Source organism: Luteimicrobium subarcticum, from assembly GCF_002798015.1.
GTDB classification, from domain to species: Bacteria; Actinomycetota; Actinomycetes; order Actinomycetales; family Cellulomonadaceae; genus Luteimicrobium; species Luteimicrobium subarcticum.
In genome coordinates this window covers 208,473-232,919 of record NZ_PGTZ01000010.1, presented here as the reverse complement: position 1 = coordinate 232,919, position 24,447 = coordinate 208,473, and the positions used below count along the sequence as shown (strand labels likewise).

General features: G+C 72.3%; 18 protein-coding genes and 3 tRNA genes. 13 read left to right on the top strand and 8 right to left on the bottom strand.

Features of this window, described 5'->3' with window-relative positions; genetic code table 11:
- Positions 1–7 precede the first annotated feature (7 nt).
- The 5 genes from CLV34_RS13165 to CLV34_RS13140 all read left to right on the top strand — a co-directional run bounded on the left by CLV34_RS13165 (position 8) and on the right by CLV34_RS13140 (position 4,153).
- Positions 8–586, top strand: a complete 579-nt coding sequence (locus tag CLV34_RS13165) for a GTP-binding protein (RefSeq protein WP_100350827.1) — start codon at positions 8–10, stop codon at positions 584–586.
- Between the two features lie 146 nt (positions 587–732).
- Positions 733–817, top strand: a tRNA-Ser gene (locus tag CLV34_RS13160).
- A gap of 630 nt (positions 818–1,447) precedes the next feature.
- Positions 1,448–2,149 carry a nucleoside/nucleotide kinase family protein gene (locus CLV34_RS13150; protein WP_211289454.1) on the top strand — a complete coding sequence of 234 codons (702 nt, stop codon included), beginning with the start codon at positions 1,448–1,450 and terminating at the stop codon, positions 2,147–2,149.
- A gap of 156 nt (positions 2,150–2,305) precedes the next feature.
- Positions 2,306–3,901 carry a gamma-glutamyltransferase family protein gene (locus tag CLV34_RS13145; protein WP_211289453.1) on the top strand — a complete coding sequence of 532 codons (1,596 nt, stop codon included), beginning with the start codon at positions 2,306–2,308 and terminating at the stop codon, positions 3,899–3,901.
- A 163-nt stretch (positions 3,902–4,064) separates the two neighbouring features.
- Positions 4,065–4,153, top strand: a tRNA-Ser gene (locus CLV34_RS13140).
- A 21-nt stretch (positions 4,154–4,174) separates the two neighbouring features.
- Here the strand turns inward: CLV34_RS13140 and CLV34_RS13135 are convergent.
- Entirely contained in the window at positions 4,175–6,241 is a 2,067-nt protein-coding gene (locus tag CLV34_RS13135) for an MFS transporter (protein ID WP_100350754.1), read from the bottom strand.
- A gap of 153 nt (positions 6,242–6,394) precedes the next feature.
- On the opposite strand from CLV34_RS13135, the gene CLV34_RS13130 reads away from it, so the two are divergent.
- The 3 genes from CLV34_RS13130 to CLV34_RS13120 all read left to right on the top strand — a co-directional run bounded on the left by CLV34_RS13130 (position 6,395) and on the right by CLV34_RS13120 (position 14,238).
- Positions 6,395–7,645, top strand: a complete 1,251-nt coding sequence (locus CLV34_RS13130; protein ID WP_100350753.1) for a HupE/UreJ family protein — start codon at positions 6,395–6,397, stop codon at positions 7,643–7,645.
- Positions 7,646–7,762: 117 nt separating this feature from the next.
- On the top strand, positions 7,763–8,626 hold the full coding sequence (locus CLV34_RS13125) for a hypothetical protein (protein WP_100350752.1): 864 nt from the start codon (positions 7,763–7,765) through the stop codon (positions 8,624–8,626).
- On the top strand, positions 8,623–14,238 hold the full coding sequence (locus CLV34_RS13120; protein ID WP_157803847.1) for a LamG-like jellyroll fold domain-containing protein: 5,616 nt from the start codon (positions 8,623–8,625) through the stop codon (positions 14,236–14,238). Before CLV34_RS13125 ends, CLV34_RS13120 begins: the two co-directional genes overlap by 4 nt.
- Before the next feature lie 64 nt (positions 14,239–14,302).
- Here the strand turns inward: CLV34_RS13120 and CLV34_RS13115 are convergent, their stop codons facing one another.
- Positions 14,303–14,734: a hypothetical protein gene (locus CLV34_RS13115; protein ID WP_157803846.1), complete on the bottom strand. Its 432-nt coding sequence runs from the start codon at positions 14,732–14,734 to the stop codon at positions 14,303–14,305.
- A complete protein-coding gene (locus CLV34_RS13110; RefSeq protein WP_100350749.1) occupies positions 14,731–15,393 on the bottom strand; it encodes a TetR/AcrR family transcriptional regulator in 663 nt (220 codons plus the stop codon). The genes CLV34_RS13115 and CLV34_RS13110 overlap by 4 nt, the downstream gene beginning before the upstream one ends.
- 125 nt (positions 15,394–15,518) lie before the next feature.
- Between CLV34_RS13110 and CLV34_RS13105 the strand changes: the two genes are divergently transcribed.
- Positions 15,519–16,568, top strand: a complete 1,050-nt coding sequence (locus CLV34_RS13105; protein WP_100350748.1) for a zinc-dependent alcohol dehydrogenase family protein — start codon at positions 15,519–15,521, stop codon at positions 16,566–16,568.
- A 111-nt stretch (positions 16,569–16,679) separates the two neighbouring features.
- Positions 16,680–16,752 (top strand) — tRNA-Arg (locus CLV34_RS13100).
- Between the two features lie 554 nt (positions 16,753–17,306).
- Here the strand turns inward: CLV34_RS13100 and CLV34_RS16465 are convergent.
- From CLV34_RS16465 to CLV34_RS13090, 3 genes are all read right to left on the bottom strand, one after another.
- A complete protein-coding gene (locus CLV34_RS16465) occupies positions 17,307–17,726 on the bottom strand; it encodes a hypothetical protein (RefSeq protein WP_157803845.1) in 420 nt (139 codons plus the stop codon).
- Between the two features lie 57 nt (positions 17,727–17,783).
- On the bottom strand, positions 17,784–19,127 hold the full coding sequence (locus tag CLV34_RS13095; RefSeq protein ID WP_100350747.1) for a trypsin-like serine protease: 1,344 nt from the start codon (positions 19,125–19,127) through the stop codon (positions 17,784–17,786).
- Between the two features lie 225 nt (positions 19,128–19,352).
- Positions 19,353–19,571, bottom strand: coding sequence for a hypothetical protein (locus CLV34_RS13090; RefSeq protein WP_100350746.1), 219 nt, complete (start codon positions 19,569–19,571; stop codon positions 19,353–19,355).
- A 116-nt stretch (positions 19,572–19,687) separates the two neighbouring features.
- On the opposite strand from CLV34_RS13090, the gene CLV34_RS13085 reads away from it, so the two are divergent.
- On the top strand, positions 19,688–20,503 hold the full coding sequence (locus CLV34_RS13085; RefSeq protein WP_157803844.1) for a hypothetical protein: 816 nt from the start codon (positions 19,688–19,690) through the stop codon (positions 20,501–20,503).
- A 206-nt stretch (positions 20,504–20,709) separates the two neighbouring features.
- On the opposite strand, the gene CLV34_RS13080 is transcribed toward CLV34_RS13085, so the two are convergent.
- Both CLV34_RS13080 and CLV34_RS13075 read right to left on the bottom strand, forming a co-directional pair.
- Positions 20,710–21,381: a response regulator gene (locus tag CLV34_RS13080; RefSeq protein ID WP_100350744.1), complete on the bottom strand. Its 672-nt coding sequence runs from the start codon at positions 21,379–21,381 to the stop codon at positions 20,710–20,712.
- Positions 21,378–22,586: a sensor histidine kinase gene (locus tag CLV34_RS13075; protein ID WP_211289452.1), complete on the bottom strand. Its 1,209-nt coding sequence runs from the start codon at positions 22,584–22,586 to the stop codon at positions 21,378–21,380. The genes CLV34_RS13080 and CLV34_RS13075 overlap by 4 nt, the downstream gene beginning before the upstream one ends.
- A gap of 130 nt (positions 22,587–22,716) precedes the next feature.
- On the opposite strand from CLV34_RS13075, the gene CLV34_RS13070 reads away from it, so the two are divergent.
- Positions 22,717–23,631, top strand: coding sequence for an ABC transporter ATP-binding protein (locus CLV34_RS13070; RefSeq protein ID WP_100350742.1), 915 nt, complete (start codon positions 22,717–22,719; stop codon positions 23,629–23,631).
- Complete coding sequence (locus CLV34_RS13065) at positions 23,628–24,437, top strand: ABC transporter permease (protein WP_100350741.1); 810 nt, start codon at positions 23,628–23,630, stop codon at positions 24,435–24,437. Before CLV34_RS13070 ends, CLV34_RS13065 begins: the two co-directional genes overlap by 4 nt.
- Positions 24,438–24,447 lie beyond the last annotated feature (10 nt).

Genomic DNA, 24,447 nt, shown 5'->3' with positions numbered 1-24,447 from the left:
GACCGTCGTGAAGATCGTCGTCGCCGGCGGATTCGCCGTGGGCAAGACGACCTTCATCGGGTCGATCTCCGACGTCGAGCCCCTCAACACCGAGGCCGCGATGACGGAGCACTCCGTGGGCGTCGACGACGCCGGGGGCGTCTCCGACCGCAAGCTCACCACGACCGTCGCGATGGACTTCGGCCGCGTCGCCCTCCCCGGCAACCTGTGGCTGTACCTGTTCGGTACGCCCGGCCAGGACCGGTTCCTCTTCATGTGGGACGACCTGGTCCGTGGCGCGATCGGTGCGGTCGTCCTCGTCGACACGGAGCGCCTCGAGCAGTGCTTCCCCGCGATCGACTACTTCGAGTCGCGCGGCATCCCGTTCGTCGTCGGCGTGAACTGCTTCGACGGTGTCGCGAAGCACCGCATCGAGGACGTCCGCGAGGCCCTGCAGATCCCGGCGAACGTCCCCATGCTGTACACGGACGCCCGGTCGCGCGCCGCCACCAAGCAGACGCTCGTCCAGCTCGTGCAGCTCGCGATGCAGCAGCTCCGCGCGCAGCAGGGTGCCGCCCAGGCAGCACCGGCGCCCGCCGCCCAGTGACGGCGGTGTGACCACGCGCTGACGCGGCCGGTCGCTCTCACCCGCGACAGACGCGCCGTCGACGGCCCCCTGACCCTCGTGGTCCGGGGGCCGTCGCGCGTCCGGGACGTGCCAGAATGGGCCGCGCGGGAGCCCTGCGCTCCCCGGGAGGGCTGACAGAGCGGCCTAATGTGACGGTCTTGAAAACCGTTGTGCGGCAACGCACCGGGGGTTCGAATCCCTCGCCCTCCGCTCTGCTGGACGGGCCGGGATCGTGGGAACGACCACGATCCCGGCCCGACCGCGTGCGGTGGCGTCGTCCGGCGTCCGGCGTCCGGCGTCCGGCGTCCGGCGCCCGGCGCCCGGCGCCCGTGGTCCCGCTCCCGCGCTCCCGCTCTCGCTCCCGTTCGCCGCCGCGCTTCCGGCTCGCCCGCCGTTCCTTGGGCGCGCACGGTGCTCGTCGCGCGCCGGCCGTTCCCGTCTTCGTGCCGTGGAGCACCACAGCGCCTCGGCGGTGGGCTCCCGGGCGTCGGCGGCGTGGCGGCAGCGTGCGGTTCGCGACGATGTGGTGCGGCGTGGTCGGACTCCGTGCGGGGGGTTGTGGTGCGTGGCGTCACGAACCGCGGGGTTCGTCGCCCGACGGTGGCGCCGACCGTCCCGTTCGCCGGCGACTACGGTGGACCCCGACATGACGCGAGACACCGTCCCGACACCTGCGCCGTCGCTCGCCGCGCCGGCCGCCCCGACCGCGCCGACCGCCCCGACCGCGCCGACCGCGCCGACCGCGCCGGTCGCGCCGGCCGCGCGCGACGCCGACCACGGGGACTCCGGACGAGCCGCCGAGCCAGCGGCCGGACGCGACCTCCAGGTCATGACGCATCCGTGTCGCGGCGGGACGAGGTGGCGGTGGGCTCGGTGACGGTCCGGCCGGTGACGCCGGCGGCCCTCGTCGAGGGCGTCGTCGCGACGGTGCTCGCTGTGGGGGCGTCCGGGGCGTCGGGGGCGTCGGGCGGACGCCTCAGGGTCGTCGTCGACGGGGACCCGTCGACCCGTCCCGATGCGCTGGCGGACGCGCTCGTGGCGCCGCTCGAGGCGGCGGGCCGAGCCGTCGTGCGGGTCGCGGCCGCGCTCTTCTGGAGACCTGCGTCGCAGCGGTTCGAGCACGGCCGGGAGGACGTGACGGCGCTGCGCGACCTGTGGCTCGACGAGCGTGCGCTGCGTCGCGAGGTGCTCGACCCGTTCGGGCCGGGCGGCACGGGGGAGTACCTGCCGTCGTTGCGCGACCCGCGCACCGATCGCTCGACCCGCTCGGTGCGCCGACCGACGCCGGCGGGGACGGTCCTCGTGGTCGACGGCTCGCTGCTGCTCGGGCGTGCGCTCCCGTTCGACGTCGCGATCCACCTCTCGACGCGTCCCGGTACGCGGTCGCGTGTCGCGCGGGACGCACCCGACGTCCTGCCGCCGTGGACCCTGCCCGCGTACGTCGCGTACGCCGACGAGGTCGACCCCGAACGGGTGGCCGGCGTCGCGGTCCGGTACGACGACCACCGCCATCCCGCTGTCGTCGAGCGCGCCGACGCGTGAGTGCCCGGACCCCCGGGACTCCACCGCTCCCACTGGGTTCTTGTCCCGCGCCGAGCGGGAGCCTGTCCACCCTTGGGGCCCGGATGCGGTGGACAACCGCCCGTTCGGCGACGGCGCGGGCGGGCGGGTGCGGGCGCGGGTCGTAGGGTCGGACGGGTGAACAGGGCAGCATCGACCGCAGCACCGACCGCAGCATCGACCCGGTACGCGTCCCGTGGCATGGTCGCGTCGGTCGACCACCTCGCGACGGCGGCGGGCGTGGACGTCCTGGCCCACGGCGGCAACGCGGTCGACGCCGCTCTGGCGACGCACGCCGTCCTGGCCGTCACGGCCCCGCACCTGTGCGGCCTCGGGGGCGACCTGTTCGCCCTCGTGCACGACGGGTCCGCGGCGCCGGCGGCGCTCGACGCGTCGGGGCGGGCCGGGTCCGGTGCGGACCCCGACCGTCTCCGTGCCGAGGGCGCGACGCGCATGCCGTTCCAGGGCGACGTGCGGTCGGTCCCCGTGCCGGGGTGCGTCGACGGGCTCGTCGCACTCCACGAGCGATACGGCACGCGTCCCCTCGCGGACCTGTTCGCTCGCGCCGTGCAGCTCGCGGACGACGGGTTCCCCGCGTCGCCGCTCCTGGTGCGCCCGGCGGCGCGGCTCGTCGGGACGGTCGGTGCGACGGACCTGCTCGCGGCGACCCACGCGGGCGCCCGGGTGCGTCGACCGGGCGTCGCGCGGACGCTGCGGGGGATCGCGGCGCGGGGCAGGGACGCCTTCTACGGCGGCGAGCTCGGCGAAGGGCTGCTGGCGCTCGGCGCGGTGGATCGTGACGTCCCCGAGTTCGTCGCGGGCGACCTCGAGCGCCTCCTGGCCGACTGGGTGGCACCGGTGTCCGCTCCCGCCTGGGGGCACGTCGTGTGGAGCACGCCGCCGGCGTCGTCGGGGTACCTGGTGACGCTGGGGGCGGCGATCGCGGACGGGCTGGACCTCCCGGACGATCCGGCCGACCCGCTCTGGGCCCACCTGCTGGTCGAGGCGGCGCGCGCGGCCGGGCACGACCGGCCGGACGTCCTCGCGGAGGGTGCGGCCCCGCCGGACGACGCAGCCGCCCGCCGCGCGGGGATCGCGCCGGACGTCCGGGCGCCCCGGCCCGAGCCGGTGCAGCGCGACGGCGACACGACGTACCTGTGCGCGGCCGACGGCGGTGGGCTCGCGGTGTCGCTCATCCAGTCGAACGCCGCGGGCTTCGGCAGCGGTCTCTTCGAGCCGCGCACGGGCATCAACCTGCAGAACAGGGGCTACGGCTTCTCCCTCGTGCCCGGGCACCGGGCGGAGTACGGGCCGGGGCGACGTCCGCCGCACACGCTCGCGCCGGTCGTCGTGACGCGGCCGGACGGTGCGCTGCGGGCCGTCCTGGGCACGATGGGCGGTGACGCGCAGCCGCAGGTCCTGCTCCAGCTGCTCGCGCGGATGCTGCGCGGCGGCGAGGACGCGGGGGCCGCGGTGGACGGTCCGCGCTGGCGGCTCGGGTCCGGGGCGACGGGATTCGACACGTGGACCGCCGACGTTGCGGCGGCGCCGACGGTCGAGGTCGAGCACGGAGCACGGTGGTCCGACGGTCTCCGGGCGCGCGGGCACGTGGTCGTCGACGAGCCGGCCGGGGTGGGGTTCGGTCACGCGCACGCCATCGAGGTCACGGCGGACGGGACGTTCGCGGGGGCGGCGGACCCGCGCGCCAGGGTCGGGGCGGCGTCGGGCGTCTGACGTCCGGGCCGGTGCCGGGCCCGTCGCCGCTCGCCCCGCGACCCACCACACCGGCCCCGGGGGTCACGCATTTGGTCGCAGGCCGGTGGCCCGGGTAACCTTGCGAGGCCTGATCAGTAGCCGCCGCCCCCGTCACGGGAGCGGCGGAACCACGGTCGGCGAAGGAGACGTCGCATAGTCAGGTCTAGTGCGCCACCCTGCTAAGGTGGTAACGGGGCAACCCGTTCGAGGGTTCAAATCCCTCCGTCTCCGCCCAAGAAGCGGTCAAGAGATTCACGAAGGCTCCGGCCGGGCATCGCCCGCCGGGGCCTTCGTCGTGTCCGGGGTCCGGTCGCCGTGGTCGTTGTCGAGCGTCGACGCCAGGTGCTGGAGCATCGCGGCGAGCTCGTCGTGCTGCTCGGGCGACCAGCCCTGCAGCAGCTCGGCCAGCCCGTCGCGCCGGGCCGCCTCGAGCGCGTCCGCGTCGGCGCGTCCGGCGTCCGTGACGGTGTACGTGCCGGGCGGGTCGTCCCGGACCAGACCGCTGTCGACCAGCTCGTCCCGCGCGTCCGCGAGCTTCGGACCGCCCCGCCCGCCGGCCCGTTCGACGAGCTGCTGCCACGTCATCGAGTCGCGATGGCTCACCCGCAGCAGCACCCAGGCGGCGAGCGGCGACACGGTCAGCCCGGCGCGTCGGACCAGTGCCTCGTACAGCCCCTTACGGGTCTGGCGGCTGCTCAGCGAGCTCAGGGACCGCTGGATCTCGTCCAGCGAGGTGCGCTCGGTCGGCGCGCCGCCGAGGCCCTCGCCGTAGTCGACGACCTCGAGCGTCTTGCGCAGCGGCTGCTCCTTGACGAACCACGCGAGGACGAACGCCACGACCGCGATCGGGGCGGCAGAGAAGAACACCGTCGAGATCGCGTCGGAGTACGCCTGGATCAGCGGTACCTGGACGGCCGCGGGGAGCGTCGCGATCGACTGCGGGTCGGCCTGGAGGGCCGACGGGTCCACCCCGGGCGGCAGGGACGTGCCGGCGAGCTGGTCCGCGATGTTGCTGGAGAGCTGGTTGGCGAAGATCGTGCCGAACACCGCGACACCGAACGAGCCGCCGATGGTCCGGAAGAACGTCGCACCGGCGGTCGCGACCCCGAGGTCCTCGTACCCGACCGCGTTCTGCACGATGAGGACGAGCACCTGCATGACGAGCCCCAGCCCGAGGCCGAGGAGCAGGAACGCGAGGCTCATCTCGAGCGTCGACGACGCCGGCCCGAGCAGCGACAGGCACCACAGGGCGACGGCCGTGAGTCCCGTCCCGAGGATCGGGTAGATGCGGTACCGGCCCGTCTTGCTGATCAGCTGGCCCGTGCCGATCGACGTCAGCAGCATCCCGAGGACCATCGGCAGCATCCGGATCCCGGACATCGTCGCGGACACCCCGTGGACGACCTGGAGGAACGTCGGGATGAAGGTGAGCGCCCCGAACATCGCGAATCCCACGATGAAGCCGATCGCGGAGGTGATCGTGAACGACGGCAGCGCGAACAGGTGCAGCGGCATGACCGGCTCCGCGGCCCGCCGCTCCACCGGGATGAAGAGCGCGAGCATCACGACGGCGGCGCCGACGAGCGCGTACGTCTGCCACGAGTTCCACGGGTAGCTCACCCCGCCCAGCGACGTCATGAGGACGAGCGCCGTCGCGATCCCGGCGAGCAGCGTCGTGCCGAGGTAGTCGATCTTCTGCTTACGGTGCTCGGCGTTCGTGTGGAGCACCGCGGCGATCACGACGAGCGCCACGATGCCGATCGGCAGGTTGATGTAGAAGACCCAGCGCCACGACAGGTGGTCGACGAACAGGCCGCCCAGCAGCGGGCCGCCGACCGACGTCACGCCGAACACCGCACCGAAGTACCCCTGGTACTTGCCGCGCTCGCGGGGCGGGACGACGTCCCCGACGATCGCCTGCGTCAGCACCATCATGCCGCCGCCGCCGATGCCCTGGAGGGCGCGGAACAGGATCAGCTCGGTCATGTTCTGCGCGAGCCCGCACAGCGCGGAGCCGACCAGGAAGATCACGATGCACGCCTGGAAGAACGCCTTCCGGCCGTACATGTCGCCGAGCTTGCCCCACAGCGGCGTCGACGCCGTGCTCGCCAGCATGTACGCCGTCACGACCCACGACAGGTGGTCGAGCCCGCCGAGGTCGCCGACGATCGTCGGCAGCGCGGTCGAGACGATCGTCTGGTCGAGCGCCGCGAGGAACATCGCGAGCATCAGGGCGCCGAACACCACCCACACGCTGCGGGTGGGCTCCTCGGACGCGGCGGCGTTCCCGGCGGGTTCGACCGCCTCCGTGCGGCTCATTTCCCCAGTGTGCGTCCGACTCGTCCGGCGCGCCCGGTGCGCCTGACGGGTGCTGCCGCCGCGGCCGGCCACAGAGTGTCGTCGGGAGTTCTGCCGTGGTCCGGGGTCCGTTCACCCGGGTCGGTCAGCATGCCGAGGACCGAACGGAGAACCATGTCCCGCCTTGTCCCGCTCCCCGCGGCCCGTACCCGGGGGGCCACCCCCGCCCGCCGCTGGGCCACCGCGGCGCTCGCGGTGGTCGCGGCGTGCCTGGCGCTCCCGGTGCTCGGCGCGGGGACGTCGTCCGCGCACGGCTTCTCGTCGAGCGTGTACGCGTCGGTCGTCGCCGGCCCGGAGGGCGCGGTGCGGACGACGCTGGACCTCGAGTACGACGTCCTCGTGGTGTCCGCGGGAACGGCCGAGGACGACCCCGACCTCGTCGCCGACGGGTCCGCAGACTTCGGCACGGGACACGAGGTGGACGCGCTGCACGGCCACCCCGACGCGGTCCTCGCGTACGTCACGGACCGCTTCCGGGTGTCGGCGGACGGCGCGGCATGCGCCCTGACGCAGGTGGGCCGGGCGACCGTGCACCAGCGCGACGGGGTGCCGTACGCGACGCTCGTCCTCGACCACGCGTGCGGGCGCGCCGCCGCGGGGCACGAGATCCGCAGCACGCTCTTCCCGGACTCCGAGGGGATCGTGCGCGGCACGGAGACGATCGTGACGTACCACCTCGACGGACGGTCGGGAAGCGCGGCGCTCGACACGGTGACCCCGTCGGTGTCGACGCAGCAGTCGACGGCGAGCCACCTCCTGGAGTTCCTGCGCCTGGGCGCGGAGCACCTGCTCACAGGGCTGGACCACATCCTGTTCCTGCTCGCGCTGATCGTCGGGTCGCGGCGGCTGCGCGACGTCGTCGGCGCGGCGACGTCGTTCACGCTCGCGCACTCGGTGACGTTCCTGCTGGCGGCGCTCGGGATCGTGCACGTGTCGTCGCGCTGGGTCGAGCCGACCATCGCCCTGTCGATCGCGCTGGTCGCGGGCTGGTACCTGTGGCGCCTGCGCGCCCGGCGCGGGACGGAGACGTTCGAGGCGCCCACGGTGGGGCGCCTCGGGATGGACCGCGCCGACTGGACGCGGCTCGGGATCGTGTTCGGCTTCGGGTTGGTCCACGGGCTGGGGTTCGCCGGTGCGCTCGGCATCGACGCGGCGTGGTCGTGGACGCTGCTGTCGTCGCTGCTCGTGTTCAACGTGGGGATCGAGCTGGTGCAGCTGAGCATCATCGCGCTCGTGTTCCCGCCGCTGGTGCTGCTGCGGCGCCGCGCACCGCGGACCGCGCTGTGGGCGGGTGCCGTGGTCGCGGCCGGGGTGAGCGCGGTCGGCCTGTTCTGGTTCGTCCAGCGGGTCGCCGGGGTGGGCTGATCCCGGTCGGGTGCGCCACAGCCAGTTCATCGGCGGTCCACCGATGTTCACAAGGTGGCCCCCCGGGTGTTTTGTCGGGTCAACAAAGGGTTCGGCCTCGCCTGGTCGGGTGAGGTCGTGCACGCCACCTCGTCCCGCCGAGCGCGGTCCGTCGTCCGCACCGCGCTCGCGGCGCTCGTCACGACGACAGCCCTCGCGGGCCTCGTCCTCGGTGCCGCGCAGCCCGCCGCCGCGCACCCCTTCGGTGCGCCGCAGAGCATCACGCTGAGCCTCGCGGACCCCGACACCGTCCGCATCCACTGGCAGGTCGGCGCCCAGGACGACCTCACGTACCTCGCCGAGTACCTGGACCTCCTGCCGGACGACCGCATCATGCTCGACGGTGCCGTCACCTACGACGACGGCGATCCCGCCCTCCTCGAGTCGTCCCCCGCGTTCCGGGCCTACCTGCTCGACCACCTCGGCGTCACCGTCGGCGGGACGACGTGCCCCGGCACGATCGTCGACGAGAAGGACGTCCTCCACGACGGCGCCACCCTCGACTTCGCGTGCGGGGCTCCCGTCACCAGCGCCACCGTCTCGGTGAGCATGCTGACCGACCTCTCGTCGCTCTACACGACCCTCGCCACCGGCCCCCACGGCCAGCGCGGTGCGTACGGGGGGGCGCGCACCAGCCAGGAGTGGTCCTTCGGCAGCGATGCCGCCTCCGCGTCGGCCGGCCCCGCGACCGCGCCGGCATCAGCGCCCGCACCGGCCGCAGCGTCCCCCGGCTCGTCCGCCGCGGGCGCCGGGCGCGCAGCGGCCCTGGCGGTCGGTGCCGCGGCGCTGCTCGCGCTCGCCGTCGCGGGCGTCCTCCTCTCCCGGCGCAGGCGCCGGGAGCCCGAACCCGCACCGGAGCAGCCCGCACCGGTGTGCCCGCGTCGCAGCGCGGCGCAGCCGAGCACCACGTCCCAGAACCCCCGACAAGGAGCACAGACGTGAATCCGCAGACACGAGCCCGAACGGTGCGACGCGTCGTCGCAGCCGCCGCAGGGCTCTCCCTCGCCGCGAGCGCGCTCGTCGGCGTCGGCGTCGCCGTCGCCGAGAACGGCGCGAGCCCGAGCCCGCAGGCCACCGGCCTGCCGAAGGCCGACGTCCTCGACGTCGACTTCGCCGACGGCAGCCCCACCGACCACGCCCAGGGTCGCGTCGCCGCGACCAACGGGTCGCCCACGTACGCGCAGGACGCGACGCTGCACCGCGCCGTGCCGACCTTCAACGGCACCACCGACGCCTACGTCTACCCGGCGTCCGACGCCTGGGACGCCGGCAAGACCCCCAACATCACGAAGTCCGTGACGTTCGAGTGCGTGTTCCGGTTTGACGGCGCGCTCCCGAGCGCGACCGAGCAGGACCTCTGCTCCGGCAAGGAGTCCGGCGGCTACTCCCTCTACGTGCCCAAGGGCACGTCGTCGGTGCGCTGGGGCGCCTACGTCGACGGCGCGTACAAGACTGCGACGGCGGCGCTCGACACCGGACGCTGGCACCACGCGGTCGGCACCTACGACGGCGCGAACGTGGCGCTCTACCTCGACGGCCAGCTCGCGTCGACCGCCCCGGCGACGGGCACGCTCGGCGCCCCCGAGTCGACTTCGCGCTACCTCGCGATCGGCTCCGACATCGGCAAGGCCGGCGTGGTCCAGACGCCGGCGACCGCGACGGTCGCCCTCGCCCGCGTCTACAGCAGCGCCCTGGGCGCCGCGGACGTGCAGGCGCTCGCGGTCGCGTCGGGCGTCGTGGCGGGCACGCCGACCGGCACGCCCACGCAGACGCCGACGGCCACCCCGAGCCAGACCCCGACGGCCACGTCCACGCCGACGCAGACGCCGACCGGCACCCCGGCCCCGACGGTCACCGTCCCGAAGGCCGACGTCCTCGACGTCGACCTCGTGGGCGGCGCGCCGACGGACCACGCGCAGCAGCGCGCGGCGAAGGTGTACGGCAAGCCCGTGTACTCCGTCGACGCGACGACCCACAAGGTGGTCGCGGCGTTCGACGGCAGCACCAACGGCTTCGTGTACCCGCTCGCGGACGCCTGGGACCCCGACCACACCCCGAACGTCACGAAGAGCGTGACGATCGAGTGCTGGTTCCGGTTCGACGGCGCTCTCCCCGTCGCCTCCGAGAACGACGTGTGCTCGGGCAAGGAGGGCGGTGGGTACACCATCCGGGTGAGCTCGTCGAGCGTGCAGGCCCAGTTCTACGTGGGCGGCGCGTACCGCTACGCGACGGCACCGGTCACGGCCGGTCGCTGGACGCACGCGGTGGGCGTGTACGACGGCTCGGCCGTGAAGCTGTACCTCGACGGGACGCTCGCGGCGTCGACCGCGGTCACCGGCGCCGTCGGCACCCCGGGCGGCCTGTTCTTCGGTGTCGGGACGGACATCGGGACGACCGGCGGGATGCAGACGGGCGCGGCGGCGACCGTCGGCGCGGCCCGCATCTGGAGCAAGCCGCTGTCGGCCGACCAGGTGTCGGCCCTCTACGCGCAGGACACCGCGGCGGTCACGGTGCCGTCCGCGGACGTCCTCGACGTCGACCTGGCGGACGGCACCTGGACGGACCACGCGCAGAACCGGACGCCCACGGTCAACGGTGACCCCGCGGTCACGAAGGACCCGGCGCTGGGCCGGACGGTCGGCTCGTTCGACGGCCTGCACGACGCGGTCGTGTACCCCGTCCAGGACATGTGGGACGCGACGCACACGCCGAACGTGCTGCAGTCCGTGTCGATCGAGTGCGACTTCCGGTTCGACGGCACGCTGCCCGTCACGAGCGAGAACGACGTCTGCTCCGACAAGAACAGCGGCGGCTACTCGGTGTACGTGACCGGCTCGTCCGTCCGGGCGGCGTTCTACATCGGTGGCGCGTACCGGTACGCCACGTCGCCCGCGATCCAGCGCGGCGTCTGGCACACCGTGGTGGCCACGTACGACGGTGCGAGCCTCAAGCTCTACGTCGACGGGTCGCTGTCGGCCAGCACCGCTGTCAGCGGTGCCGTGGGCCTGCCGCAGAAGGACGCCGGCTACTTCGCGATCGGGTCGGACGTCGGCTCGTCGGGCGGCTCGCCGGAGTTCTACGGTGCGGCGACGGTGTCGGCCGCACGCATCTGGAGCACGACGCTCACGGCCGCCCAGGTCGCGGCGCTCGACGTCCGGTCCGTGGGGACGCGTCAGGTCGACGTGACCCTGACGTCGTCGACGCCGGCGAGCGGTACGAAGCTCACCAAGCCCGCCGAGTTCGACGTGCAGGTGGTGAACCAGGGCGCGGCGACCGGGTGGACGTACACCCTCGACGGTCAGCAGATCGCGCTCGGCCAGAAGATCGGCGCCGGCCTGCGGGCGGGGAGCCACACGATCGCCATCACCGCGACCGACCTGTTCGGCCACCCGCTGAGCTGGACCGTCCCGTTCACCTCGGCGACCATCCCGACGGGCGGCGGCACGGACACCGGGCAGGGCGGCGGCAAGGTGACGCTCTCGGCCATCGCGTCCGACCCCGCGGGCGGCAAGGTCACGACGACGTTCAAGCAGGCGACGGCGAGCCTCGCCGACGGCGGCTTCCAGGGCACGGTGGCCGTCGCGCCGTCCGCGCTCGAGTTCGCGTACGACGACGCGGGCACCGTCACGGGCACGCAGGCGGAGGACGGCACCACGGCCGACAGCCCGTCGAGCCACGAGGCGATCCCGTTCCAGCGGTTCGACGTCCGGGTGCCCGCGTCCGACGGTGACCGGCACCTGCGCTGGTCCGGTGTCGTGGACCCCGAGCGCAGCGTCAGCCTGCGCGTCTGGGACGCGACCAAGAAGTCGTGGACGGAGGTCGCGGCGGCCCGCGGCGCCGAGGGGACGAACACGGCCCTCGACGCGGCGGTGCCGGTGAGCGCGGTCGACGGCGGCGTCGTGCACGTCCTCGTCATGGCGCTCGACCCGTTCGCTGACGACCTGGCCCCGCGCGACGCGTCGGCCGGGACCGCGGCGCTGCAGGACCACTTCCAGGACCCGAAGGACTACCAGTTCTCCTTCGTGCACTGGACGGACCCGCAGTTCATCGCCGAGGGCGCCGTGGGCGGCTCTGGCAAGTGGCCGGCGAGCCCGCAGTACCAGACGTCGTCCGGTGTCGAGACCAAGGAGGAGCAGGCCGTGTGGGCTGCCGCCTACCGCGGCAGCATCGAGTGGACGAAGGCCAACGCGGCCGACAAGAAGATCGCCTACCTCGCGAACACGGGCGACCTCATCAACAACAACACGCAGGACCCGGACGCGAAGGACGCGAACGGCAACCTGCTGTACCCGGGCCTGAAGGACGAGATCGCGAAGGAGAACGCGTTCGCCACGGGCGCCTTCTCGATGCTCGACGGCACGGGCGTCGTGAACCAGGTCGTCGCGGGCAACCACGACAACCGGGGCGGTGCCGAGACCGGTGCCGACTCGACCTTCTCGAAGGCGTTCACGGCGGACGGCTACTACGACCAGGCGAAGGACTGGCCGGCCGGCGCGTCGTACCACGCGTGGGACGAGCAGACCGCGTCCGACGGCTCGACGACGGCACGCGGCAAGGACAGCCAGAACAGCTACGTGCTGTTCTCCGCGGGCGGCCTCGACTTCGTCGCGATCGGCCTGTCGTACGGCGTCACGCAGGCCGAGGCCGACTGGGCCAACACCGTGCTGCAGCGCTACAAGGACCGCAACGCCGTGATCATCACGCACGGCTACCTGGGCGCGTCGGGCAACAGCGACGGCCGTGAGGCGTCGTTCAACAGCGACGGCAGCCTGCTCTACAAGCAGGTCGTCTCCGCGAACCCGAACGTGTTCCTGGTCCTCGCGGGGCACATCCACGGGGTGGGCACGAACCTCAAGACGATCCAGGGCCCGCAGCTGTCCCACAAGGTCGTCGAGCTGCTCGCGGACTACCAGGAGTACCAGGAGCCGGCGAGCAAGATCTTCACGTCGAGCACCTGCCCGACGTGCGTGACGCAGCCCGACGGCAGCATCGACGTGGACGGCGACGGCGTCGTCGACCACAAGGCCGCGGACTCGCTGCGGTTCGGGGCGAGCTACCTGCGTCTGCTGCAGTTCGACACCAAGCGCTCGACGATGTCGGTCGACTCGTACTCGCCGTTCTTCAAGCAGTTCGGCAACTCCGCCGACGACGGGAAGGCACGCTACGACGGCTCGGAGAACAACTTCACGGTCCCCGTGGACCTGTCGAGCCGCCGCACGTCGTTCGGCACGGACGGCCTGGCCGTCGTCACGCCGACCGACACCGTGATCGGCACGGCGACGGGCACCTCCGGGTTCCCGGTGTCGGTCACATGGTCCGGGCTGACGCAGGGCCAGACGTACGCGTGGACGGCGAGCAGCACGGACGCCGCCGGCAACGACCTCGGGACCGTCGACCAGTTCGGCGGGATCTTCGTGGCGTCGGCCGCCGGCACGGACACCGCGGCGCCCGTCCTCACCGTCCCCGCGACGACGACCGTGCAGGAGGGCGACACGTTCGACCCGATGGCCGGCGTCACCGCGGTCGACGCGGCGGACGGCGACCTGACCCGCAGGGTCACCGTCGTCGGCACGGTCGACAGGACCACGCCGGGCACCTACACGCTCCTGTACAGCGTCGCGGACGCGAACGGGAACGTGGCCCAGGCGCAGCGGGCCGTGAAGGTCGTCGCGAAGCAGGCACCGCAGCTCACGAGGACCACGGTCTCGGCGGGCAACGTGTCGGCGACCTTCGGGACGCAGCTCGGCCTGTCCGCGACGGTCGCGCCCGCGGGGGCGACCGGCACGGTGCAGTTCATGCTGGGCGAGGACGCGCTCTGCGTCACCCCGCTCGTCGCCGGGAAGGCGCAGTGCACGATCGACCACCTCCCCACCCCGGGGAGCTACGTCGTCGTCGCGTCGTACCTGGGTGACGACCGGCACGCGGCGTCGCAGCAGTCGTTCGTCCTGACGGTCAAGGACCCTTCGGACGCACCGGCCGCGGCGACGAAGGTCACCGGCACCACCAGCACGTGGGCGTACGGCCGCAACGGCACGGTGCGCGTCGCCGTGACCGGCGGGACGGCGAACCCCTCGGGCAGCGTCGAGCTGCGGTCCGGCTCGAAGCAGCTCGGCTGGACGTCGCTCGTGCGCGGCACGGGCAGCGTCACGCTGGCCGCCGGGACGCTCGCGCCCGGCAAGCACACGCTCGCGCTGCGGTACACGGGTGACCGGTACCACCTCGCGAGCAGCGGCACGGTCGTCGTGACGGTGACGAAGGCCGCCCAGCGGCCGACGCTGACCGTCACCCGCACGCCCACGACCCGGGCGCACGGGACGGCGGTCGTCACGGTCGCGTCCGTGCGCGGCGGGTCGCCCGCGACGGGGAAGGTCGTCGTGACCCTCACGCACGGCGCGTCGAAGCGCACCGTCACGGTGACGCTGCGGTCCGGGCGCGCGACGGTCACGCTGCCGACGCTCTCCCGCGGGACGTGGCGTGCCGTCGCGTCCTACCGGGGTGACGACCGGTACGCGGCGGCGACGTCGTCGGCGCACGGGGTGTCCGTGACGCGCTGACCACGGCGTGCAGCGACCCTCGGCCCTCCGGGCCGGGGGTCGCTGTGCGGGGGGCGTCGGTGGTTCAGTGCGGGCGGGCCGCGCGGCGCGTCTCGCTCCGGTGGGCGACGACGACGAGGAGGACCCCGAGCGCGACGAGAAGGACGCCCGCCGCGGCCCACGGCCAGGGGTTCATCGCCTCGGTGCACGCGGTGCCTCCGGCGTGGCACACGTCGCCCGGGCCGCCGCGGTTGAGCCACGCCACGTACAGTGGGACGACACCGAGCCCGCTGACCACGAGAGGTGCGGTCGTCAGCGCCCACCGGCGCCCGAGGGTCCCGAGCAGGATGCCGCCGACGATCGCCAGCGGCGCCGTGACAAGGCCGATCACGGAGATGCCGAGCCCGATCCCGGCGCCGACCAGCACCCACAGGACGCCGCTGACGGTCACCGCAGAGGGCCCCGGCGGCGCCTCCGGTGGCGGAGGCGTGGGCCACGTCGGGGGTTGGGCGCTCACGACGCACCTCCGGCGGGTGCCCTGCCCGTCCGGGGGCGCGGGGCACGGTCGCTGCGGACCGCGGGCCCGGGCTCCAGCAGGTCGGCGACGCGTCGCGCGCGTCCGAAGAGGACGGCGGTGGTCTCCCGGCCGGTGGACGTCCCGGCCACGAGCTCAAGACCCAGGAGCGTGGCGATGAGCACGTGCGCCGCCTCGTCGACGGGGAGCACGGCGGCGCCGGGCACGAGCTCGAAGACGCGCCCGACCGCGAGCTCCGCGAGGTCGCGCCACGGGGCGAGCCGTTCCGTGACGGCTGCGGCGAGGTCGGGCGACGACGACCCGGCGGTGAGCAGCTCGACGAGCACTGCGACGTTTCCGGCGGCGAGGTCGTCCTCGAGCACCCGCTCGGCGGCGTCGACGAGGGCGTGCAGGGTCGTGGCGGTCGCGATCGACTCCTGGTAGGCGGTCAGACGGCGGGTGCTGACGTCGTCGAGGGCGGCGAGCAGGAGGTCCTGCACCGACCCGAAGTGGTAGAAGACGAGCGCCTGGTTGCAGCCGGCGCGGCGCGCGATCTCGCGGGCGCTCGACCCGGAGTACCCGACGTCGCGGAGGGCGTCCTGGGCGGCGTGGACGAGCGCGGTGCGGGTGGCGTCGGCGCTGCGTCGTGCGGGTGGCGGCATGCCCGGCTCCGGCGGTCGTCGTTATCGAGCGCTTGGTTTGAGCGAACGCTCAACGGTCGTGGACGACGCTACCGGCGTAGCGTGGTCGGAGCAACCCCACCCCCACCCCCCCCGGGAGATGCCTCATGCACGCTGCCGTCATCCACGGTCCGCACGACGTCCGGTACGAAGAGCGCCCGGACCCGACGATCCTTGCCCCGGGCGACGCGCTGATCCGGGTCGTCGCCGCGTGCGTGTGCGGCTCCGACCTGTGGCCGTACCGCGGCGTCCGCGAGACGAAGCAGCCGCACCCCATCGGGCACGAGCTCGTGGGCGTCGTCGAGGAGGTCGGCGCGGACGTCACCGTCGCGCAGCCCGGCGACTTCGTCATCGCGCCGTTCTCGCTGTCCGACGGGACGTGCCAGGCGTGCCGCGCCGGGATGCCGTCGGCGTGCGACCACGTGTCGTTCTTCGGCGCGCCCGACCCCGACAAGCTGCCGATCGACGGCGCCCAGGGCGAGCGGGTCCGCATGCCGCTCGCGGACGGCTCGCTCGTCGTCGTCCCCGGACCCGTCGACGACGCCCTCGTGCCGCACCTGCTCACCCTGTCCGACGTCATGTCGACGGGGCACCACGCGGCCGTGTCCGCGGGCGTCGGACCGGGCAAGACCGTCGTCGTCGTGGGGGACGGCGCCGTCGGGCTGTCGGGCGTCCTCGCCGCGTCGCGTCTCGGCGCCGAGCGGATCATCGCGATGAGCCGGCACGAGTCGCGCGCCGCGCTCGCTCGCGAGTTCGGTGCCACCGACGTCGTCGCCGAGCGCGGCGACGACGGGATCGCGGCCGTGCGCGACGTGCTCGGTGGCGACCTCGCCGACTGCGCGCTCGAGTGCGTCGGCACGAAGGAGTCGATGGAGCAGGCGCTCGGCGTCGTCCGCGGGGGAGGGCACGTCGGGTACGTGGGCGTGCCGGCCGGCGGGTCCGAGCTGCCCATCGGGAAGCTCTTCTCGCGCAACATCACGGTCGGCGGCGGCATGGCCCCCGCCCGCCAGTACATCCCCGAGCTGCTGCCCGACGTGCTCTCCGGGAAGATCCAGCCCGGCAAGGTGTTCGACCTCGAGCTGCCGCTCAGCGAGATCGCCGAGGCCTACGCCGCCATGGACGAGCGACGCGCCATCAAGGTGCTGGTGAGGCCCTGAGAAGGGCCACCAGCGGCGCCGGAGAGCGGCGTGGCGAGCGTCACCCCGGATCGAGTTTGGGATGACGGCTCGGGCACGGTAGGCTTCTCGACGGCCCCGCAAGGTGGTCAAGCGCCCGTAGCTCAACGGATAGAGCATCTGACTACGGATCAGAAGGTTGGGGGTTCGAATCCCTCCGGGCGCACCGACAGAAGGCCCCGAACCGCAACGGTTCGGGGCCTTCGTCGATCTCCTGGGTCACTCGCCATGGGGGCCAACTCGGGGGCCAACCGTGCGAGGCGTGACCCGTTCGACGTCGCCGGTGGGCAGCCATGCGCGCCAGGTCGGCCACCCGGGGGCCGGTCTGCTGCACGCACAGGGCACCGCGGGCGGCGGCGACCACGAGGACGTCGACGGTGTCACCGCTGTAGGCGGGGCCAGTGGCGCGGGCCGGCACGGGCTGATCGAGCACCCGCACACCCACCGGGCGGAGGTCGACCTCACGGTTCACGAAGAGGGCGGAGAAGTCCGGCGTCGGCGGGCGCGGCATCGGGCCATTGTCGCGCAGGGATGTGACGGAGGTACTCCCCGGACAAACGGAAGTACGCACATGCGAACAAGTGAGTGGAAGAAATAGTATGCCGATAGCGTAGAACTGTTGTGACACAGGGGTTTAGCGCCTACGCTCGCTGCCTGTCCCCAGTTGCGGCGTACCCGTTCATTTCGTTCGAGTTTGACACGCGTACCAGCTGGCCGCGATCAGTAGAGGACGAGGTTGGTGTTAACGACGTTGACCTGGACGGCATCCGCAGGGATCAGTCCGGTGCTGGCGATCGCGTCGTGGGTCGCCTGGACGCCGTACGGGTCAGAGATGTCGAACCCGAGCTTGCCGACACTCGGCATCACGTGGATGGCGACCAGCTTGACCCCGATCAACGCATGGCGGAATTCCTCCTCGCCGGTGAGCGCCTCGAAGCCGCGTAGCTGCTCGTCAGTGTAGGCGGACGACGATGCCGGAGACGTAGGGCCTTCCGTGGCAGATCGGGCGGCAGTGATGCTCGGTGCGGGCGATGGACGGGCAGCCGCTGCCACCGAGGCGTGGTAGCCCGCCGCTCCTGCCGCCAGTGCTGCAATGACGAGTGCACCGGAAGTGACGCCGTAGATTCGCTGACGCGACACGGTAGCTTTCCCTTCGTTCGGTTAGTGCGACACCCGCGTAGACATTCTTGCACCCGATCAGGCGCCGAGCGACGCGGAGAAGTTGGTGAGGATGGAAGTGAGCGTCGTGCCAGTCACATCGTTCGAGCAAGCCCTGTACGGTTGGTCAACGGTGGAGTACTTCAGGTCGGCGAAAGTGTCGCACCTCGTAGGCGCAGAACCTCGGCCCGTGTTGCTTGTGATGATGCCGACGTACTGGCGGGGGCTGGCCGCGAAGTAGATGGGACCACCGCTGTCGCCCTCACCGGCCCCCTGCCCCTCGCCTCGGTAACTGTCGAACAGGCCGCAGGGGAACCTCATTGGCCCACTCTGGGTCGCTTGCGCCTTGCAGTAGTTGACGTAGTCGCCGTTGACGGTCATCGAGCATCGAGCGCCGGTGAAAGCGCCGTTGGCGCATACTTCGGTTCCGGCAATGGGGGACTTGATTGTTGCCGACATCGAAACCTTGTCGGACCACGTTGTATACATTGCGCGTCCGGTTCCGAGCGATGAATCGAGAGCAATAAGCTCGGCATCGACGCCGTAGTCCTCCATCCAGCTCCGCTTCGCGACCGCGCCGATTTTCTGTGTGGTCGTTGGCGTGTCGGGGAGCACTACCGAGCGACCGGTGGAGATGTACTGGCCAAGCTCCCAGCAGTGGCCGGCAGTCACGATGTAAGAGCGTCCGGCAATTACGACGCCCGGCCCGGCGCTACAGTCCGCGGCTTCTGTGACCTGGCCATTGACCGTGACCTTGCGAGTGAGATTCATGCTACTGCTGTACGGAGCTGAATCGTCCGCCCGCGAGAAGTTGACTGAAGATTCCTTGGAGCCGTTCTCGACCACGACGGCGTCCGCGGGAACGCCGAGGTCTGTGACGACTTTGGTTGCTGTGTCCCGAGAGTCGCCGTCACCCACGAGTTCAATTGCGACGGCGTCAGCCGAGGGCCGCTGGCCGATTCGCCCGAGGGTGAGGCCAGCGTCATCGAACGACTTGCTTCCGGCGAGCAGTGTTGCGAAGAACTGGTCGAGTTGAGCTTGCGTGTACTTTACGGACACCACCTCGAGTGAGTCCTCTGCGGTACCAGACCCGGCAGCAGTGGCTGCTGCGTCGGCCAGGCGCGACTGGGTCTTGACTGAAGTCTTGGCGGTCGCACCAACCTTGACGGTGCCTTCGCTGCGATCGACCCAGAGCGGACCGGTCGTCTGGGGATCCAGGGTGTCTTGGACGGCGAGGGCCTGCTGGGTGAGCGAGTCCACAGGGTCGGTTGTGGCGTCGACCCCGGCGTCGACGGAAAGCTGGTCACCTGTTGCATTACCCATCGCCGTGGACGCCCATGCTCCACCGCCCGCGATCGTCATCAATGCCGTCAGGGTGGCCATGCGAGCAAAACTGCGTGATCTCATCTAGTCTCCTCGGACGTCTTTGTAAACACCGCTGACGCGTGACGGTGAGCCGGAGGTTACACCGCCTGAAGGACCGGTTCCACGAGTCGTCCAGAAGGGAGCGGAATTGGTCTCCGGAGCGGCACAGACGAGGACCCATGGAGGCTACTTGGTTGCCTCGATCCACCAGTGGTAGCCGCCGTCGATCGTGTAGGGGGTGCGTTACGCGTTGGCGGGGTAGTACTTGCCGTCGATGCGAACGGGTTCCCAGGTGGCAGCGCCGGCCGGGGCGCTCGTGGTCAGCGTCCCGTCAGCTTCGATGAGAGACGTGCCCTGGGTGTAGTCGACGAGGTAGGGCGCCACGTGCTCCCAGTCGGCAGGTCCGGCGGCGCAGGTCGACGAGTCGTGCAGTGGCGCGACGGTGGTCGCGTCGTTGATCACGAACCAACCGGCGTCGACGGTGCCGCAGCCGGCAAAGGCGATCTCGAGCTCATTGATCGCCCCCTTCTTGGGAGACAGAGAGAGCTCCTGGCACGTCGGCAGGTGAGATCGACGCCGTGCTGCAGGCCGACGGCGTCATGCAGGAGAGGAATGCGGTGATCGTTCGACGCGCACTCGGGCTCGTTGCGGTGACGGCTCTTGTGAGCTCGGCGCTCGTGGGCTGTTCCCGTGGGCCGGACGCCAAGACACTGATGCACAACTGCGTGGCGTACCACTACGACGGATGGGGTGCTGAGGCGGCTCGCACGGTCTGTCAGGTGGAGTTCGACGACCAGCCCGCATACTCCGCGTGCAAGTACGCGGAGGCGGATCCTGCGATCGTCGATCGGGAGGCCGCGGCGAACGACTGCGACGCGAAGTGGATCGACGGTGGCGCTGCCACGCAGGGCTCCGCAGGTGGGGCCGACGGCGCGTCGGACGCGGACGACGACGCCGACGTCGCCGAGGAGCCGCAGGCGCCGGCCCCCGCGCCGGCCGCGAGCACCGACACGAGCGCCGACGCCGGGGACGCGCCGGAGCCTCCCGTCGCGGACGACGAGGGTGACCCCATGGCCGTCCCAGCTGGCGGCGGAGTGCCCACGGGCGTCGAGGGTGTCGTACAGGACTTCCTCCAGGCGACCCAGGGTGCTGACGTCGACCTCGCGATCGATGTTCTCGGGGCTCCGGGGGCGGGGTTGTCCGACATGTTCGGTACGTATGGCGGTCGGGCGCCGTACACGAAGAGCCTCGGGTGCGCACTCGGTCCCGACGGACGGGCGTACCTCTGCGACGTGACCAACGGGACCGATCCCCTCGAGCTGGTGATCGCGTCGAACGCCGATCATGCGATGTGGCTGCTCGACTCGCTCTACAGCGCCGACCCGGAGAACTGAGACCGCGTTCCCGTGACCCGTCCGCCCGCTCGTCCTGTCCGCCCCGGCGAGCGGGCGGTTAGCCCACGCTGAACGGGAGGCTATCCACCCGAAACCGCGGCAGAGGGTGGATAACCGCCCGCTCGGCGGGCGTCGGACGGCGGGCGTCGGACGGCGGGCGGCGGACGGCGGGCGTCGGACGGCGGGCGGGGCGGGCGGGGCCGGGGTCAGGCGTCTCGCGCGTCGCGCACGCAGAGGGCGACCTGCACCCGGTTGTCGACGCCCAGCTTGGCGAACACGTGCCCCACGTGGGCCTTGACGGTCGGCACGCTGAGGTACAGCTCGGCGGCGATCTGTGCGTTGCTGAGCCCGCGCGACACCGCGTCGGCGATCTCACGCTCGCGGTCCGTCAGGAGCGCGAGGCGCTCGCGGGCGTCCGCCGAACGGTCCGGGGCCTGCTGGGTCACCTGTGCGATCAGCGTCGTGAGCACCGCGGGAGACAGCATCGGCTCCCCGGAGGCCACGCGCCGGACGGCGTGCACGATGTCGGCGGGCGGGGTGTCCTTGAGCAGGAATCCTGCGGCCCCGGCGGACAGGGCCCGGACGACGTGGTCGTCCGCACCGAACGTCGTCAGCACCACCACCCGTGGCGGCGCCGCGACCGACCGGAGCCGCGCCGTCGCCTCGATCCCGTCCATGACGGGCATCCGGATGTCCATGAGCACGACGTCGGGACGCAGGTCCTCGACCAGCGACAGCGCGGCACGCCCGTCGCCGGCCTGGCCCACGATGTCGAGGTCTGGCGCTCCGCCGAGGATCAGGGCGAGGCCGCTGCGCACCAGCGGGTCGTCGTCGACCAGCACGACGCGGATCGAAGCGTCGTCCGTGCGCCCGCTCATCGCTGACCTCCCGGTGTCGTCCGTGGCTCACGACCGGCCGGGTCGGCCTGGCCCGCCTGCCAGGGCAGCCATGCTTCCAGGGCGAAGAGCCCCGGGTCGGCCCGTACTTCGAGCCGCCCGCCCGCGAGCTGGACACGCTCCCTCATGCCGACGAGCCCGAGTCCCGCACCGGTCCGCTCGCTCGGGTTCGCGAGGCCGTTGCGGCCGTTGCGCACGACCAGGTGCAGCCAGGCGCCCGGGTCCCCGCTCACCGTCACGGTGACCGGCGACCCGGGGGCGTGCTTGCGGGCGTTGGTGAGCGCCTCCTGCACCACGCGGTACGCGGTGCGCCCGGTCCGGTCGGGCACGGCGGCAGGATCCGCGACGTCGACCTCCAGGCGGACGCGCGCGCCCGCCACGGCCGCCTCGTCGACGAGCTCCTGCACGTCCACCAGCGTGGGCTGGGGGCGGGTCGGCTCCGTCTCGCGCAGCACCCCGAGGACCTCACGCAGCTCGGCCAGCGCCTCGTGCGCCTTCTCCGACACCAGGGCGGCGGTCTCCCGCACCTGCTCGGGCGGCAGGTCGGTCCGGTACGCGAGCGCCCCGGCGTGCATGCTGATGAGGCTGATGCGGTGCGCGAGGACGTCGTGCATCTCGCGGGCGATCCGCTCGCGCTCGAGGTCTCGGGCGCGCTCGACGCGCAGCTCCTGCTGCTGCTCGGCCTGGTCCGCCCGGTCGCGCAACGACCACAGCAGCTCGCGACGCGACCCGATGTACATGCCCCACACGACCAGGGCAGCCGTCACGATGACCGAGAAGACCATGTTCAGCCACCATGACGACTCGTCGGCGTGCGGCACGAGCGCGTCGAACGCCGTCCCGGCGGCGACGCCGGCAGCCCCGACGACGACGAGCCGAGGGAGCTCGCGGCGTGTCGCCAGCGAGACGAGCGCGAGGGCCGCGGGCCCGCTGGACACCTCGGACAGCGTCCCGAAGCAGGCGAGCACCAACGCGATCGTGAACGGGTGCTGTCGTCGACGGAGCACCACGACGAACGACGCGGCACCGAGAACGAGGTCCGCCCAGAAGACCACCGGCCGGTGCGTCGCCTCGGCGTCGGCGACCTGGGACCACGTCAGGACCGACAGGAGCAGGCACAGGGTGAGCCGCCACGTCGTGCCCCACCGTGTGAGCGGCGGGGCGAACGGGTCTGGGCGGACGGGCACCTCCACACTCTAGGAGCGCTGCCGCGCGGCGGCAGCGGCCCCAGGTCTCGGACCAGACCCGACTTTGGTATCGGTCGGGTCGATCCCGCGGCCCGATGTGCGGGACGCTCCGCTCGACGAGGCTGGACGCATGATCACCTTCGAGAACGTGAGCAAGAGGTACGGAGGCTTCACCGCCGTCGACGACGTCTCGTTCGTCGCGCGCTCCGGCCGCGTGACCGGCTTCCTCGGGCCGAACGGCGCCGGCAAGTCGACCAGCATGCGCATCATGGCGGGGCTCACGCTCCCCGACCACGGTGTCGCGACCATCGGCGGCCACGCGTACGCCGACATCCCCAACCCGGGCCGCCACGTGGGCGTCCTGCTCGACGCGTCCGCGCAGCACGCGGGCCGCACCGGGCGCGAGGTCCTCGCGCTCACCGCGATGACCATGGGGCTGCCCGGCTCCAGCGTCGACGAGATGCTCGAGACGGTGGGACTGACCCCCACGGAGGCCAAGCGGCGCGTCAAGAACTACTCGCTCGGCATGCGCCAGCGACTCGGCATCGCGAACGCCCTCATCGGCAAGCCGTCCGTGCTGATCCTGGACGAGCCCGCCAACGGGCTCGACCCCGCGGGCATCCACTGGATGCGCGGCCTGCTGCGCCAGTTCGCCGCCGACGGCGGCACCGTGCTGCTGTCGTCGCACCTGCTGCACGAGGTCGAGATGATCGCCGACGACATGGTGCTCATCGGCCGCGGGAAGATCGTCGCGCAGGGCAGCAAGCAGGAGCTGCTGCAGACGGCCGGCACGTTCGTCCGCGGGGAGGACCCCCAGCTGCTCGCCAAGGTGCTCGCCGACGCCGGCATCACCGCGACCGCGTCGGGCGACGGTGGCCTGCGCACCGAGGTCGACCCGATCGAGATCGGCCGCGCGGCTGCGGCGGCGGGGGTCGTCCTCGTCGAGCTGCGGCCCGCGGAGGGTGCCGGCCTGGAGGAGATGTTCCTCCAGCTCACCGCGTCCGACGCCCGCGAGTCCGTGAACTCTGAAGGAGCTGCAGCATGACCACCCTCCTGCCCGCTGCCCCCGGCAGCCCGGCCGCCCGTCCCGCCGCCGACGTCCTCGACGTGAGCGGCACCCCTTCCGTCCCGCTGACCCGGCTGGTTCGCGTCGAGCTGCGCAAGATGCGCGACACCCGGTCCGGCAAGTGGCTCCTCATCACGGTCGCCGCGGTCGCGGTCCTCGTCATGGCGGGCCTCTTCATCTGGGGCGACCAGGACGACAGGACGTTCATGACCCTGCTCGGGATCGCGTTCGTCCCGCTCGCGTTCGCGCTCCCCGTGCTGGGCATCCTGCTGATCTGCTCCGAATGGGGTCAGCGGACCGCGCTCGTGACGTTCACGCTGACGCCGCACCGGGGTCGGGTGCTCACCGCGAAGGTCGTCGCCGCGCTGCTGTTCGCGCTCGGCGCGATCGTCGTGGCGGCGATCCCGGCCGCGATCCTCGCCGCCGTCGGCGGTGCCCACGCGCCGTGGGACGACGTCACCGTCGCCGTCCTCGCGCGGGTGCTGCTCGCGTTCGTCCTCGGGGTCGTGTGGGGTCTCGCGTTCGGCGCGGCGCTGCTGAACTCGGCGCTCGCGATCGTCGCGTACTTCCTGGTGCCGACGCTGCTCAGCCTCGTCGGCGGTATCTGGACCGGCGCCCAGGACGCTCTCGTGTGGTTCGACCTCAACCAGTCGAGCAGCGTGCTGTTCGACTCCGGGCCGGTCACCGGCGCCGAGTGGGCGCACATGGCCACCGGGTTCCTGGTGTGGGTCGTGCTGCCGGGCGTCCTCGGGACGTGGCGGATCCTGCGGTCCGAGGTCAAGTAGCCGCCGAGCT

Bases quoted from the DNA above. Each gene is read 5' to 3' on its own strand.
- CLV34_RS13130 (WP_100350753.1), top strand. From the start codon at position 6,395: ATGTCCCGCCTTGTCCCGCTCCCCGCGGCCCGTACCCGGGGGGCCACC.
- CLV34_RS13105 (WP_100350748.1), top strand. From the start codon at position 15,519: ATGCACGCTGCCGTCATCCACGGTCCGCACGACGTCCGGTACGAAGAG.
- CLV34_RS13065 (WP_100350741.1), top strand. From the start codon at position 23,628: ATGACCACCCTCCTGCCCGCTGCCCCCGGCAGCCCGGCCGCCCGTCCC.
- CLV34_RS13070 (WP_100350742.1), top strand. From the start codon at position 22,717: ATGATCACCTTCGAGAACGTGAGCAAGAGGTACGGAGGCTTCACCGCC.
- CLV34_RS13095 (WP_100350747.1), bottom strand. From the start codon at position 19,127: ATGGCCACCCTGACGGCATTGATGACGATCGCGGGCGGTGGAGCATGG.
- CLV34_RS13135 (WP_100350754.1), bottom strand. From the start codon at position 6,241: ATGAGCCGCACGGAGGCGGTCGAACCCGCCGGGAACGCCGCCGCGTCC.
- CLV34_RS13110 (WP_100350749.1), bottom strand. From the start codon at position 15,393: ATGCCGCCACCCGCACGACGCAGCGCCGACGCCACCCGCACCGCGCTC.
- CLV34_RS13080 (WP_100350744.1), bottom strand. From the start codon at position 21,381: ATGAGCGGGCGCACGGACGACGCTTCGATCCGCGTCGTGCTGGTCGAC.